This is a genomic window from Atopobiaceae bacterium (genome assembly GCA_022483015.1).
Lineage (GTDB): Bacteria > Actinomycetota > Coriobacteriia > Coriobacteriales > Atopobiaceae > JALCUE01.
In genome coordinates this window covers 282,334-297,041 of sequence record JAKVOB010000001.1, presented here as the reverse complement: position 1 = coordinate 297,041, position 14,708 = coordinate 282,334, and the positions used below count along the sequence as shown (strand labels likewise).

8 protein-coding genes, 1 tRNA gene and 1 pseudogene are annotated in these 14,708 nt (G+C 69.2%); 9 read left to right on the top strand and 1 reads right to left on the bottom strand.

Annotation, left to right across the window (positions count from 1 at the left end; translation table 11 throughout):
- Nucleotides 1-32: 32 nt before the first annotated feature.
- Nucleotides 33-3,404, bottom strand: coding sequence for a S8 family serine peptidase (locus tag LKE50_01300; protein MCH3967275.1), 3,372 nt, complete (start codon nucleotides 3,402-3,404; stop codon nucleotides 33-35).
- A gap of 542 nt (nucleotides 3,405-3,946) precedes the next feature.
- Here LKE50_01300 and mfd point away from each other — a divergent pair.
- The 9 genes and pseudogenes from mfd to LKE50_01255 all read left to right on the top strand — a co-directional run bounded on the left by mfd (nucleotide 3,947) and on the right by LKE50_01255 (nucleotide 14,635).
- Nucleotides 3,947-7,396 carry a transcription-repair coupling factor gene (gene mfd, locus LKE50_01295; protein ID MCH3967274.1) on the top strand — a complete coding sequence of 1,150 codons (3,450 nt, stop codon included), beginning with the start codon at nucleotides 3,947-3,949 and terminating at the stop codon, nucleotides 7,394-7,396.
- A gap of 103 nt (nucleotides 7,397-7,499) precedes the next feature.
- Entirely contained in the window at nucleotides 7,500-8,513 is a 1,014-nt protein-coding gene (locus LKE50_01290) for a Gfo/Idh/MocA family oxidoreductase (protein ID MCH3967273.1), read from the top strand.
- A 463-nt stretch (nucleotides 8,514-8,976) separates the two neighbouring features.
- Nucleotides 8,977-9,483: pseudogene (locus LKE50_01285) on the top strand (SGNH/GDSL hydrolase family protein).
- A gap of 231 nt (nucleotides 9,484-9,714) precedes the next feature.
- A complete protein-coding gene (gene mazG / locus LKE50_01280) occupies nucleotides 9,715-10,578 on the top strand; it encodes a nucleoside triphosphate pyrophosphohydrolase (GenBank protein MCH3967272.1) in 864 nt (287 codons plus the stop codon).
- A gap of 55 nt (nucleotides 10,579-10,633) precedes the next feature.
- Nucleotides 10,634-11,476 carry a septum formation initiator family protein gene (locus LKE50_01275; GenBank protein ID MCH3967271.1) on the top strand — a complete coding sequence of 281 codons (843 nt, stop codon included), beginning with the start codon at nucleotides 10,634-10,636 and terminating at the stop codon, nucleotides 11,474-11,476.
- Nucleotide 11,477: 1 nt separating this feature from the next.
- Nucleotides 11,478-12,488, top strand: a complete 1,011-nt coding sequence (locus LKE50_01270; protein MCH3967270.1) for a phosphatase — start codon at nucleotides 11,478-11,480, stop codon at nucleotides 12,486-12,488.
- Nucleotides 12,489-12,522: 34 nt separating this feature from the next.
- A tRNA-Leu gene (locus tag LKE50_01265) sits at nucleotides 12,523-12,607 on the top strand.
- Nucleotides 12,608-12,735: 128 nt separating this feature from the next.
- On the top strand, nucleotides 12,736-13,638 hold the full coding sequence (locus LKE50_01260; protein ID MCH3967269.1) for a thiamine pyrophosphate-dependent enzyme: 903 nt from the start codon (nucleotides 12,736-12,738) through the stop codon (nucleotides 13,636-13,638).
- Nucleotides 13,622-14,635, top strand: a complete 1,014-nt coding sequence (locus tag LKE50_01255) for a hypothetical protein (protein ID MCH3967268.1) — start codon at nucleotides 13,622-13,624, stop codon at nucleotides 14,633-14,635. The genes LKE50_01260 and LKE50_01255 overlap by 17 nt, the downstream gene beginning before the upstream one ends.
- Nucleotides 14,636-14,708: the final 73 nt, after the last annotated feature.

Sequence of the window (14,708 nt, the reverse complement as noted above, 5' to 3'; positions counted from 1 at the left end):
AGCCATGATCGTCTCGTTCGTCACCCTTGTCGTCAGCGGGGCCGTGTCCCTCGTGTTCGTGCTGGCCGCCGCCGAGCCAGGGCGATGCCCATGAGCCCCACCCCTGCCAGGGCGAGCGCACGGGGGACCCATGGCAGGGTCGTGTCCGCGGTGCGGGGGATGGCCGCGGGCGTTGCCTGCTGGTCGTCCGTGACGTCCTCTCCTACCTGCGTCACTGCGCTCGTGACGGACGTCGCGGCGGGGGAGTCAGGTGATGTCGCGGTCGTGGGTGAGTCCGGCTCGGGCGTGCTGACGTCCGTCGAACGGAAGACGAGGATGCCGTCCGCGTCTCCCGTGAGGGCCATCACGTATACCTTGCCGTCATACATGACGGATATGGGGTTGACCAGGGGCTGGGACGAGCAGAGCCTGCCTGTCCAGCTCCACGTGCCCGTCTCGGTGTCGAGCAGCGCCGTGTCGGTCTGGACGGTGCCGTCCCTCCTGGCCAGCCCCACGCACATGATGCCGTCCTTTGTCGGGATGATGGCGCAGCTCTGCCCGAGCGTCTTGTCGACGTCCGCGGGGAGGCTGTAGGAGGTGGCCGTCCCGTTCTTGTAGACCATCAGGGAGGAGCTATAGGAGTCGAAGAGTACCAGCTCGTCATCGAGTGAGGTGATGCTGGTCTGCGTATACACGCCCGTCTCCATGGGAACGTCGAAAAGGGCCGTGAGGGAGCCGGTCGAGCTGTCGACCTCGTAGATGGTGATGGTATCCGTTGACGCGTGTTGACTGGCCAGGCAGAGCTTGCCGTCCCACGAGAGCAACGTCAAGGTGGAGAGGTCTGACCCCTTGACCTCCGATTGGGCCCACGTCCCGCTCTCACAATCGTAGGTGCAGAGCCAGGACTGGGTCGGGAAACCCATGACCTGCTCCATGAGGTAGATCTTCGAACCGATGGCTGTCAGGTTGTATGACACATAGCTTGTGATGCCGGATGGGATGGCGGGGACGTCGACGCCATCGCCCCATGTGTCCGATGCGATGTCATAGCGCTGGAGTGTGGCCCCCGTGTACGCCGATGACACCTGCAGGAGATAGATCGCGCCGTCTGTCGCCACGAGCGATGATGAGCCTGACGCGTCGGAGTAATCCGTCTCGTCCGGGACGGTGAGGTCCTCGTAGCCCGACGAGCGCTCGAGCGTGCCCACGTCGAGGAAGGCATGTCCCTGGTTGCCGGAGGTGGTGGTGACGGCGAACCTGTTGTAGCCGTCGGTGGTGTCGGCGGGAAGGGTGAAGGTCGCGACGGTCCGGCCCTCGCCATCGGTCGACCATGAGACGTGACCCACGTCCGTCCCGTTGACCAGGATGGTGTCCCCCTCCGAGAAGAACCAGCCGCTCATCGTGGCGGTGCGTCCGCTCACGCTCATGGCTATGGGTACGGGGTCGGGGTCCTCGAGGGCCTTCGCCACGTCGAGGGTGCCGCCCGTCTGGCAGAGGTCGTCGAGGCGGTCCTCCTTGGTGGTGCCTCCCTTGATGCGGGCGGACCACTCCTCCGCGGACTCGCTGGGGTACTGGGCCGCCACCACGGCGACCGCACCTGCCACCGTGGGGGCGGCCATGGAGGTGCCGGTTGCGGTGACCATGGCCTCTCGCCCGTATCCCACGCCCACGCAGTCGAGCCAGGCCGTGGCATCGGTGGTGTTCCCGTCAAAGTCGATGCTCACGAGCATCTGGAAGTGCTCCAGGTCCACGTCATCGGGGAGGGCCTGCGTCAGGTCCACGCTCGAGAGGGACGTGGTCGATCGCCAGCACTGGTACTGGGCCTGGCAGACCTTCTGGGGGCTCGAGTACGTGCCATCCATGAGCTTGAAGCTCACCGTGGCCAGGCCGGAGCTGCCCTTGTCGGTGAGGGCGGAGAGGCCGACGTAGAGCGTGGTGCCGCTCGCGACCTTGCCCGAGAGGTCGACGGGGTCGGAGAGGAGCGCGGCCGAGGCGTCACCGTCCTGCTCGACCTTGAGCGAGCCAGAGCCGAGGAACCACTGGTCCGACGACGTCTCAGGTGCGGCCTCGGCAGAGGTGCCTGCGGGCGCGCCGTTCTCGTCGAGCGTCACGCGCGTGAAGGTGAGGCCCCCATCGATGTCGCCGTCCACCTGGGAGGAGGAGTCCGCCTCGAACCCCTCGTAGACGAGCGCCTGGGTACCCGTGGAGCCGGAGCGCGTGTTGCCGGCGGCCGTGAACGCGTTGAAGGTCGACCCCGCGACGGTGGAGGTCGAGAGGAGGGCGCTGCCGGGGGCAAAGAGGCATGTGGAATATTGGCCGTAGCAGGAGTAGGGAGCAGCCATGGCATCGGACTGCAGCGCATTCACCACGAGGACGTTGGTCGCGGTGGTGGGACCATAGAAGGTGCCCATGCCGTCGACGTCCGTACCTTCGTTCATCGAGGAGCAGGTCAGAACTATGTCCGCATCTGAGAGGGCGTGGTACGCCGCCCCTACCGCGCGCGTCATGGTCATGCCTATCGACTGGTTGGCCGCGCAGACGTTGAGGCCCGCCTCCTTCGCCTCGATCAGCCAGTTGTAACCCCTGATGAGGGAGGCCGGCATCGGGCTGGCCTGCACGGACACGATCTTCGCGTTGGAGGCAATGCCCTCCACCCCGCCAGTCCCACAGGCGGCCATGATGCCGGCGATATGGGTGGCATGGTCGCTGGCGACGATCTGGGAGTGGTCGCTCCCCGAGGTGGTGGCGTCGTAGCCCCAGGTGCCGCAACCCGTCTCGGACTGGAGCCCGGGGTAGGTGGTGAGGTCGACCATGTTGGCCGCAAGGTTGGGGTTGGTGCCGTCGACGCCGCCGTCGATCACGGCGACCACGGTGCCCGAGCCGCGGGTGGTGGTGCTCGGCAGGTCGATGTCCGCGCCGGCCACGCCTGATGCCATGAGTCCCGTGTTCTTGAGGAACCACTGGTAGGAAAGGTAGGTGCGGCTTGGTGAGACGACGTCGGAGTCATCCTGGGAGGTCGTGTCGCCCTGGGTCGTGACCTGGTCGTCGTCCGTCTCGGCGTCCGTCGCCTCGTCCTCGTCGGCAAAGAGGACGTCATCGCGTTGCTCGAGTTGGCAGGTGAGGTCCTCGGAGGAGAGCGTCTCCGACGTCACGAGCACGAGCGTGGTGCCACCCTCGTCGGAGGTCGCCTCGAGGGCGTCCGTCTTGGTGGTGTAGGAGTCATCGACCGTGCCGGTCGGGAGGTCCATCAGGCTCTCCCACACGAGGTCGTCGGGCTGGTCCGCGACGGTCGCCGCTGCGGTGTCACGTCCCATGCAGGCGATTGAGCGTCCCTCGGCGAGTGCGGTGGAGGGGGCTGCGATCGTGGCCGCGAGGATGGCGGCGACCACCAGAGTGAGGGTTGCGAGCCTGCGTCTGGGCGACATGTGGGGCCTCCATCTGACGGGCGTCTCTTGTGCGTTCTGGTCGGCTGCGATGGTGGCCGGTGGGTCGGCCTCGGTTCCCGACGTGAACCTGACAGCTCATTGTAAGAGACCTGACATACGCCATGGTGAGCCCATCGGCAAAAGGCGTCAGATGCGTGCCGGGGCGTCCGTGCTGACCTCGGCCCGACGGCAGAAAAATTCAAGTAATGGACGACCGAGTGCTGGATGCAGGGGAGTCGAGAGGCGCGTCGACCATCGCGACTTGGACTCGGTCGTCCATTACTTGAGAGATGTGCAAGGGAGAAGAGGCCCCGTGCGGCGAGAATTCCGTGCGTGCCGAGAAGTCCCTCCACCCGAGATGTGCGCGTACCCGCGGTGTCCGCAGCATCCCGCGACGCCCTGCGCCCCGTGCCGTCGCGCGTGTCGAGCGCCGGCCCGACGGCAGCCATCGGCCTCGCCCATACCCGCTAGAATGAACCGGCACCCATCCGCCCGCGCGCCGTCGACTCGGCCGTGGGCTTCTCCGCCATCGAGAGGTCCCCATGTTCGTAAACCGTGTCGCCCGTCAGTTCCTCTCGGCCCCTGAGCTTGTGCCCCTCATGCAGGAGCTCCATGCCGGCAACGATGCCACGCTCGCCATCTCGCAGAGCGCCCGTCCGCTCGCGCTCGCCTCGGTCTGGGCCGAGCGCCCCCGTCCGTGCCTGTTCGTGGTCTCGGGCGAGGAGGCGGCCGACCGAGCCGCCCGTACGCTCGCGTCCTGGCTGGGCATGGACGTGGTGTGCCGCTACCCCGAGCGCAAGGACTACCCCTGGGCCGACGTCGCCCCCGACGGTGCCGTCATCGGGGCCCGCTGCCGGGCCGTCTCGCGACTGGCGGCTGGCGAGCCCTGCGTGGTCGTCGCGAGCGCCCGCGCCCTCCTGCGCCGCGTGCCCCCCGTGGGCTCCGGCTACTTTGCCAGCAGCACCTTCGCCGTGGGCGACGAGTGCCCCTTCGAGGACGTGGGCCCGCTGCTCGTGGGCCTGGGCTATGCCGACACGGGCGAGGCGGACGCACCGGGTGGCTTCCATATCCATGGCGACGCGGTGGACGTGTTCCCCGCGCAGGCCACGGCCCCCGTGCGCATCGAGTTCTTCGGTGACGAGATCGACCGCGTGCGCCGCATGGTCTCGTCCACCGGCCAGACCATCGGCGAGCTCGACTCCGTGACCATAAGCCCCTGCCGCGAGATCGCTTTGACCGACGACGTGGTGGCCCGTGCCGAGAAGGTCCTCTTCCGGCCCGCCCAGGACGATGCCGACGTGGCCGCCGACCTCGAGCTCATCGAGAGCCGCATGCCGGCGCCGTCGCTCGACCGCTACCTGCCCCTGCTCTATGGCGGCTCGGCCACGCCGATCGAGCACGTCTCGGACGACGCGCTCGTGGTCCTGGCCGAGCCCCGGGCCCTCTTCGACGACTGCCAGCGTGCCAACGACGAGGTCTCGGCCATGGCAGGTTCGGCCCATGTCTCGCTGGACGGCCTCTACACCGCGCCCAAGGACCTCGACTTCGGCCACCAGCAGCGCCTCTCGTTCGCCTCGATCCTGCGGGCCGGCGCCGGCTCGGTCACCGCCGAGCTCCCCGTGCGCCAGCCTGCCATCGCCGGTGCCGACACCAAGCTCCTGGGACGGGTCCGCCAGTTCGTGGCCGACGACTTCTCGGTGGCCTTCGCCGTGCCCGACCGCCAGGCCCGCGCCCACCTGGAGCTCACCTTCACCGACGAGGGCGTGCCCTTCTCGGAGTCGCTCGCCTCCGCCCCCGAGAACGACGTCTCCGTCCTGGACCCCTCGGCCCAGGGGAAGGCCCACCTGCTCGACCGCGCCCAGGTGACCTTCTTCGACGCTCCGGTGCCCGCCGGCATCATCGTTCCCTCGGCACACCTCGCGGTGCTGTCGGTCTCTGACCTCACGGCGCGCATGGCCAAGCACAAGGCCCATCGCCGCGTGGACCCCACCACGGTGACCTTCCCCTTCAAGCCGGGCGACTACGTGGTCCATGCCACGCACGGCATCGCCCTGTTCGCCGACATCGTGCGCCAGGAGGTCGCCGGCCGCGAGCGTGACTACTTCCTGCTCGAGTACGCCGACGGCGACAAGCTCTTCGTGCCGCTTGAGCAGGTGGACCGCATCACGCGCTACGTCGGCCCCGACGGCGCCACCCCGCGCCTCACCCGCTTGAACACCGCGGACTGGTCGCGTGCCACCGGCAAGGCGCGCAAGAACGCCAAGCGCCTGGCCTTCGACCTCGTCGACCTCTACACGCGCCGCGCCGCGGTGGCGGGCCATGCCTTCGCGCCCGACGCGCCCGAGCAGGCCGACATGGAGGCCAACTTCCCCTACGAGCTCACGGGCGACCAGGCCAGCGCCATCGCCGACATCAAGGCCGACATGGAGACGGCGAAGCCCATGGACCGCCTGCTCTGCGGGGACGTGGGCTTCGGCAAGACCGAGGTGGCCCTGCGCGCGGCCTTCAAGTGCGTCATGGACGGCCGGCAGGTCATGGTGCTCTGCCCCACCACGATCCTGGCCCAACAGCACTACGAGACCTTCTTCGGGCGCTTCTCGCCGTTCGGCGTGAAGGTCGCCGTGCTCAGCCGCTTCCGCACCTCGGCGCAACAGCGCAAGAGCCTGGAGGGCTTCGCCGACGGCACGGTGGACGTCCTCATCGGCACGCACCGGCTCCTCTCGGCCGACGTCAACCCGCACGACCTGGGCCTCGTGGTGATCGACGAGGAGCAGCGCTTCGGCGTCGCCCACAAGGAGCAGCTCAAGAACATGCGCGAGCAGGTCGACGTGCTCACGCTCTCCGCGACGCCCATCCCGCGCACCATGCAGATGGCGCTCTCGGGCGTGCGCGACATGAGCCTCATCATGACGCCGCCGCCGGGACGCCTCGCCGTGAAGGTCGCGGTGGGGGAGTACGACCCCGACGTGGTCTCCTCGGCCATACGCGAGGAGCTCGCCCGCAAGGGCCAGGTCTACTACGTGAGCAACCGCGTGACCACCATCGACGACGCCGTCGCGCGGGTGATGGAGGCCGCGCCCGAGGCCCGCGTGGGCGTGGCGCACGGCAAGATGAGCGCCGCCGAGGTCGAGGACGTGATGATGCGCTTCGAGGAGCATGAGATCGACGTCCTCGTGGCCACGACCATCATCGAGAGCGGCATCGACAACCCCCACACCAACACCCTCATCATCGAGGACTCGCAGCGCCTGGGCCTGGCGCAGCTCTACCAGCTCAAGGGCCGCGTCGGCCGCGGTCGCGTGCAGGCCTACGCCTACTTCATGTTCCCCGGCGAGATGCCGCTCACCCAGGAGGCGACCGACCGCCTCACCGCCATCAACGAGTACCAGGAGCTGGGAAGCGGCATGCGCGTGGCCATGCGCGACCTCGAGATCCGCGGGGCCGGCTCGCTCATGGGCGCCGAGCAGCACGGCAACCTGTCCAGCGTGGGCTTCGACCTCTACACCCAGATGCTGGGCGAGGCCGTGGCCGAGGCCCGTGGCGAGGTGGCCGACGCCGAGGTCAGCGAGGTCACCATCAACCTGCCGGCCGACTTCTTCCTGGCCGAGGAGTACGTGCCCGACGTGGACCGTCGGGTGCTGGCCTACCGCCGCCTGGCGAGCGCGACCGAGCTCGCCGAGGTGGACGTCCTGGAGAAGGAGCTCTCCGAGAGGTGCGGCGCGCTCCCTGCCGCCGCGCGGAACCTGCTCGACCGCACGCGCATCCGGATCCGTGCGGGCCGGCTGGGCGTCACGTCCGTCTCGCTCACCGGCGGTCGCCTCGTCTACCTAGGGCTCAAGGTCTCCCGCGAGGCGCAGCTCAAGCTCAAGGCGCGCGGGGCCCTGGTGTTCCCGAAGTCGGGCAAGCTCACCTATCCCTTCCGCAAGGGCGAGGAGGACCTTCTCGCCGCGGCGCTGGGCGTGCTCGAGGAGGCCGGGGGCGACGACGAGTAGCACCCGGCCGCACGGCATGTGAAACCCCACGCGAAGCGCTATCCTTGCAGCTTGGTGGGTATCTAGCACAATATGAATCCCGTCCGCCGGCTTGGAGGCTCCCATGTCATCAGATCCCGTCGACCCCATGGGCGACGTGCCCTGCCTGCGCTGGGGCGTGCTCGGCTGCGGCGTCATCGCCAACCAGATGGCCGAGGCCCTGGCCGCGCAGGGCCGTACGCTCTCGGGTGTCGCCAACCGCACGCACGAGAAGGCCGTATCCTTCGCCGAGCGCCACGGCGTGCCCAAGGTCTATGACACGATCGACGGCCTGTTCGCCGACCCCGACATCGATGCCGTCTACATCACGACGCCGCACAACACGCACATCACCTACCTCCGCGCCGCCCTCTCGGCCGGCAAGCACGTCATGTGCGAGAAGGCCATCACGCTGAACTCCGCCGAGCTCGCCGAGGCGCGCGCACTTGCCGAGGCCAACCACGTGGTCCTCATGGATGCCTGCACGGTGCTGCACATGCCCCTCTACAAGGAGCTCGCGCGCCGTGCCGCCGCGGGCGACTTCGGCCGCGTCAACCTCGTGCAGGAGAACTTCGGCTCCTACAAGGCCTACGACATGTCCAACCGCTTCTTCAACCCGGCGCTCGCCGGGGGCGCCATGCTCGACATCGGCGTCTACTCCATCACGCTGGCCCGCCTCTTCCTGGCCTCCCAGCCCACCGAGGTGGTCTCGCTCGAGAACCCCGCGCCCACGGGCGTGGACGAGTCGAGCGGCATCGTGATGCGCAACGCCGAGGGCCAGCTCGTGGTCCTCTCGCTCACGCTCCACTCCAAGCAGCCCAAGCGCGCCATGGTGTCGTGCGACAAGGCCTACCTCGAGGTCATGGAGTACCCGCGTGCCGACGCGGCCGACATCGTCTGGACCGGGACCGGCGAGCGCGAGACGGTGCGCGCCGGCTCCGCCGACCAGGCGCTCACCTACGTGATCGCCGACCTCGAGGCTGCCGTGGCGGGACGTCCGCAGGAGCTCGACAACCTGGGCGTCTCGTCGGACGTCATGGCCCTCATGACCCAGCTCCGCTCGGACTGGGGCGTCACCTATCCCGAGGAGCGCGCATAGCATGGCTTTCGGCAAGAGGCGGGACCCCGACGAGGACGTCACCTGGACCCATGTGCCCGTGGGGCGCTACGTGCGGGGCGCCATGCGCCTGGAGCGGCGCGACGACGGCCTCGTGCAGCCGTATCGCTTCTCGGCGGCGCAGATGGAGACCCTGGACGAGCTCGGCCGCGCCAAGCGCTCGGTCGCCACGGCGGGCATCACCATAGACTTCGTGACCGACGGCGACGCCATCTCGTTCGAATGCAAGGTCACGCGCCCGCTCGACCAGGACAACCCCACCTATGACAACGTCGTGCGGTCGCTGGGCCAGATAGGCGAGGCCGAGAACGGCGTCCTCGACGGCATCGACGTCATGGTCGGCGGGCATGTGTTCACCCTCCCGGCACAGACCGGCACGCACCGCCTCGAGATCGACAACCCCTCGCATGACGACCTCGAGGTCGTCATCTACCTGCCCTGCATCATGTCGCTGGCGGTGGGCGACCTCGCCTCGACAGGCCAGATCCGTCCCGCCCCGCAGCGGGACTACCTCCTCGCCCTGGGCGACTCCATCACGCAGGGCTTCGTGGTGGGATGCCCCTCGCAGTCCTGGCCCGCCCGCGTGGCGCGCGGCCTCGGGCTCGACATGGTCAACCAGGCGATCGCGGGCTACTACTTCGACGTGCGCACCCTCGTGGGCATGTTCCGCATGCGCCGCCACAGGCCCACGCTCATCCTCGTGGCGTACGGCACCAACGACTGGGCGCACAAGGGCTCATCCAAGCGCATCGAGGCCGACGCCAAGGCGTACTTCGACCGCCTCGCCAAGCTCTTCCCCGGCATCCCGGTCTATATGCTCACGCCCCTGTGGAGGGGCGACGTCGACGAGGCCATGCCCTCGGGCAAGCGCCTCACGTGGGTCGCCAAGATGCTGCGCCGCCAGTGCAAGGGGCGCAAGGGCTTCAAGGTCATCGACGGCTGGGCCGCGCTCCCGCACGACGAGAGGCTCATGGCCGACCAGCGCCTGCACCCCAACTCGATCGGCACCGAGATCCTGGCCGACAACATCCTCGACGCGCTCCTGTCGCAGGACGACAAGGTGCTCGAGAGGAGCATCAGGTACGCGGCCCCCGTGGGCGCCGCCACCTCGCGTCCCTGCGTCTCGGAGTCGACCGACCCGTCCTCGGACGACGTCGTCGACGAGCCTCCCGAGCCCGACGAGGTGGACCCGCTCGCTCGGGTCGACCAGGAGACGGCGGCACGGGCGGACGCCCCGACCACGCACCCCGACCTCGATGCCGTCATCCGCACCATCTGGCGCCTCCGCCAGCCTGACGGCTGCCCCTGGGACAAGGTCCAGACGCATGCGTCCATCTCGAAGAACATGGTCGAGGAGGCCTACGAGGCCGTCGACGCCATCGAGGAGGGGGCGCCTGCGCACCTCTCGGAGGAGCTGGGCGACGTCCTCATGCAGGTCCTTCTCCATGCCCAGATAGCCGACGACGACGGCGAGTTCTCCATCGACGACATCGCCCGGCAGCTCGACGAGAAGCTCGTGCGGAGGCATCCCCATGTCTTCGGCGACCACGCCGAGGCCACCTCCGCCGACGAGGTCGCCGGCATCTGGAGCGACGTCAAGCTCGAGGAGCGTCGCGACGACACCGAGCGGTCGGTGGGCCTCCTCGATGACGTGCCACGGGCGCTCCCGGCCCTCATGGAGGCGCAGAAGGTCTCCAAGAAGGCGGCGGCCTGCGGCTTCGACTGGGACTCGACGGCAGGCGTCTGGGACAAGGTCGCCGAGGAGCGTGGCGAGTTCGAGGCGGAGGCCTCGGGGAGCACGCCGGCGGCGGAGGAGTTCGGTGACATCCTCTTCGCGCTCGTCAACGTCGCCCGCAAGGAGGGCATCGACGCGGAGGCGGCCCTACGCTCGAGCAACACGAAGTTCAGGAACAGATGGTCTGCCATGGAGCACATGGCTGCCGCGGACGAGAGGGACATCTCCGACCTCGATCGCGACAAGTTGGAGGAACTTTGGCAGAGGGCCAAGGCGCTGGAGGTGCGTGACCCCCAAACTGGTGTAAGCTAGCAGCCAATCGCAGGACGCGGCACCTCAACCACACACACGAGAAACGAACCCCGGTATGAGTGCGAGCAGCAACAACGCCATAGCTCTAAGAACGCCCCAGCAGGCGTCGCACTCGACCACGTCCGTCCAACGCCATCGTGCCAACCGTCCGACCCCTCGCACGAGCCTCACCAACGAGAAGGCCAAGGCCTCCCAGGCCGCACGTGTCCCCATGGGCGCCGCCTCGACCGCCGAGATGCCGCGTGTCCAGGCACGCCCCGTGACGAGGACGGCGACGGTGCCGCTGCGGACCGTCCCGGGGTCCCGCGAGGCTACCGGCCAGGCTCAGGCCGACTCCCGCAGGGCACAGGGCCGTCCCTCCCGCCGGCGCACCCATACGTCCGAGGCGTCCGAGGACACCCCCGAGCCCCTGCCGCTCGCATCCCGTCATGACAGGGCCCGCTCGGCGCGCGCCGTCACGGCCACAGCCAAGGCCAAGGCCAAGGCGGCGCGGGGGGAGTCCCGCTCGGTCTCGCCCCATCTCGTGCGCTTCCTCATGGTGGTCGGCGTGCTCCTCGTCGCAGGGGCCATGCTCTACTCGCCTGCCAGGAGCTACTACGTCGCCCGTCGTACCAACCAGGACCTCAATGCCCAGCTCGTGACCGTGAATGCCAACAACGAGCAGCTGTCCGACGACGTGTCGTCGCTCGAGACCCGCGAGGGCATCGAGGACGAGGCGCGCCGGCGCGGCTACGTCTCGAGCGGCGAGACGGCCGTCACGATGGACGGCGCCGAGGACACCGGCACGGACACCTCCGCGGCGGTGACCAGCGACGACCTCGCGACCGCATCCTCACGCGACCTGCCGTGGTACGTCTCGGCGCTCGACGTGCTCTTCCAGTACCAGGGGGTCTCCTAGGATGTCCGACTCCCGGCGCGTCGCCGTGATCGACATCGGCACCGTGACGGCCCGGCTGGGGGTCGCCGACGTCTCCTGCGGCAAGGTCCTCCGCCGGACCAAGACGTCCACGATCTGCAACCTCGGCGAGGACGTGGCCAGGACCGGTCGCCTCTGCGACGCGGCCTGCGGGCGTGTCCTCTCATGCGTGTCCGGCTACCTCGACGGCGCCCGTGCCGCAGGGGCCACCTCGGCCTGCTGCACACTCACGAGCGCGGCCAGGGATGCCTCCAACGCGCAGGCCCTTCTCGGCCCGCTCTCTGACCTCGGGATCGACCCCCAGGTCATCCCGGGCGCCGTCGAGGGGTCGCTCACGTTCCTCGGCGTGGCCCAGGACTTCCCCGGACGGCGGATCCTCGTTGCCGACTCGGGCGGCGGCTCGACCGAGCTCGCCATCGGCACCCTGGGTCCCCGCACGGAGTCCGGCCCCGGCAGCCTCGCGCTCGAGTGGGTCCGCTCGGTCGACGTGGGATGCCGGCGCGTGAGCGAGCTCTACCTCTCGAACGACGACCCGCCGTCGTCCTCCGACGTGGCGGCCGCCCGCGACTTCGCCCGCTCGGCCCTCGCGGCCGACCTCTCGTCCGCCCCGTCCGGGCCTGCGCCCGAGGCCCTCGTCTGCGTGGGGGGCACGGTGACCTCGCTCGTGGCCATCGATGCGGCGCTCGACCCCTACGACTCCACCTACGTGCACCTCCATGAGCTGGGCCGTCCCACGCTCGACCGCCTCACGTCCGAGCTCGCCCATCTCACGCTCGAGGAGCGTGCCTGCCTCGTGGGCCTCGAGGCCAAACGGGCGCCCGTCATCCTCGGGGGGTCCGTCGTGATCCAGGCGCTCATGGACGCGACGTCCATGGACGGCCTCACCGTGAGCGAGTCGGACCTTCTCGTGGGGCTCGCGCTCGTGGCCGCGGCGACCGCTGACGGGGATGCGTCACCTGTGGGGTGGGCCCCGGAGCTCGTTGCGTTAGGCTAGGCATGTCCGCGCGCCGGGTGTCGGGGCGCGCAACGGGGGCGTGGCGGAACTGGCAGACGCAGGGGTCTTAAAAACCCTGGCCGCAAGGCTTGTGGGTTCGAGTCCCACCGCCCCTACCAACTCGTTCGCATCGCCATCTATGGCGTTGCTCTGGGCTTCTGCGTCGGCGGGCGCGTGAGTCTCTATACTGGCTAGTGTCTGATGAACCGCGAGCCGGGCCGAGGCGCCCGAAGGGGATCGAGCCGTCATGCCAAGCGCGCCTACCATGCCCGACCTCTCTGCCTCGGCATCCCGCGGCGACGCAGCCGTGAGGCGTGACCTCGAGCTGCGTGCGCTCGGGATCAGGCGGGGAGTGGTGGGGTTCGCCCACTCCGATCCGGCGCATCCCTTCCATGTGGGAGGGAGCCTCTCGGCGGCTGACGTCCTCGCGGCCCTGTACGGGAGCGTCATGCACACGGGCGTGGACGGCACCGCCTGGCGCGACCGCGACCGCTTCGTCCTCTCGAAGGCCCACGCGGCCCTCGCCCTCTACATCGCCCTCTCCCAGGTGGGACTCCTCTCCGAGGACGACCTGTCGGCCGGGCTCACCGGTCCCGATGCCGTGCTCTTCAGGCATCCCCGCCGCGACGTCGACCGGGGGATCGAGACCTCGGGCGGCAGCCTCGGGATGGGGCTCGGCTATGCCGCCGGCCTGGCGCTCGCGAACCGGCGCCGCCACCTTCCCGGTCGCGTCTTCTGCATGGTGGGCGACGGCGAGTGCAACGAGGGCTCCATCTGGGAGTCCGCCGCCTTCGTCGGCCATAACGCCCTCGATGGGCTCACGCTCATCGTGGATGCCAACGGCCTGCAGCTTGACGGGCCCTGTGCCGAGATCCTCGACACGGGGACGCTCGCGGACCGCCTCTCGGCCTTCGGGTTCGAGACGTCCGACGTGGACGGCCACGACGTCATGGCCGTGCGGGACGCGCTCCTTCCCCGCACGTCACGGCCGCGCGCCGTCATCTGCCATACCGTCAAGGGACGCGGCCTGTCCTTCGTCGAGAACCGCGTCGAGTGGCACGACCATGCCCTGACCGACGAGCAGTATCGCGTGGCATGTGCCGAGCTCGACGATGCCGAGGAGGCGATCAGGGATGCAGCAGCCGTCTAGCGAGGCACGCGCACACCTCGCCGCCCTCGACGTGAAGCAGGCCTTCGGTGAGGTCATGGATGGCCTCGCGGCCACGGATGACCTGCTCACCGTGGTGGTGTCCGACTACGGTCGGCGCCTCTCGCTCGACCATCTGCGCCAGACGTCACCCGACAAGTTCGTGCAGGTGGGCATTGCCGAGCAGAACCAGATCGAGGTCGCATCCGCGCTGGCCAACGAGGGCTTCCATGTCTTCGTGCCCGGCTACGCCCCCTTCGTGACCGGACGGGCGCTCGACCAGGTACGGGTGCACCTCGGCCTCATGGGCGCGCCTGCGGTCATCGTGGGCCTCTCGGCCGGCTACGGTGGCGGGCACCTCGGTGCCACGCACATGGCCCTCGAGGACATCGCCATCATGCGGACGATCCCCGGCGTGAGCGTCTTCTGCCCTGCCGACAACGTCGAGCTTGCGCAGACGCTGGCCGAGCTCGCCGCGTCCCCCCGCCCGGCCTATGTGAGAATCACCTGCGGGGAGGCGGGGTTCCTGGCACATCCCGAGGGCCCGCTCCCTGCCCATGGGGATGCCTACGTGCTCGATGGCCCCGATGCCGGCGAGCCCGCGGACGTGACCCTCGTCACCTGTGGCACCATCACGCGAGAGGTGCTTGCCGCAGCCGCCATCCTGCGCGACCGGGGGGTGTCGGCTCGCGTGGTGGAGGCCCAACGCATCAAGCCCCTCGACGCTCAGACGATGCGGGAGGTCGCCAAGGCCTCGTCGCTCCTCGTGACGGTCGAGGAGCACAGCGTGCTCGGTGGTCTCGGTGGTGCCATGGCGGAGTGGGCCTCGTCCTTCGGCCTGGGTCCGGACGCCCCGTCGGCGCCTGTGCCCCTGCTCCGTCTGGGCTGCCCTGATGCCTATCCCGAGGCCGACTATCCCCCTGCGCTGCGCCGCCGTGCCGGGCTCGATGCGGAGTCCATCGCCCGCTCGGTGCTTGACCGGGTGGCATCCAAGGGCTAAGCTCGCCCCTTGTCATCTCGGCTTCGCCTGCAGGCGGGGTCGTCCCTTGCGGGGCGGGTCATAAAGGGGAGCT

Coding starts and splice junctions, on each gene's coding strand:
- LKE50_01300 (MCH3967275.1), bottom strand. CDS start 3,404: ATGTCGCCCAGACGCAGGCTCGCAACCCTCACTCTGGTGGTCGCCGCC.
- LKE50_01270 (MCH3967270.1), top strand. CDS start 11,478: ATGTCCGACTCCCGGCGCGTCGCCGTGATCGACATCGGCACCGTGACG.
- LKE50_01255 (MCH3967268.1), top strand. CDS start 13,622: ATGCAGCAGCCGTCTAGCGAGGCACGCGCACACCTCGCCGCCCTCGAC.
- LKE50_01275 (MCH3967271.1), top strand. CDS start 10,634: ATGAGTGCGAGCAGCAACAACGCCATAGCTCTAAGAACGCCCCAGCAG.
- LKE50_01290 (MCH3967273.1), top strand. CDS start 7,500: ATGTCATCAGATCCCGTCGACCCCATGGGCGACGTGCCCTGCCTGCGC.
- LKE50_01260 (MCH3967269.1), top strand. CDS start 12,736: ATGCCAAGCGCGCCTACCATGCCCGACCTCTCTGCCTCGGCATCCCGC.
- mfd (MCH3967274.1), top strand. CDS start 3,947: ATGTTCGTAAACCGTGTCGCCCGTCAGTTCCTCTCGGCCCCTGAGCTT.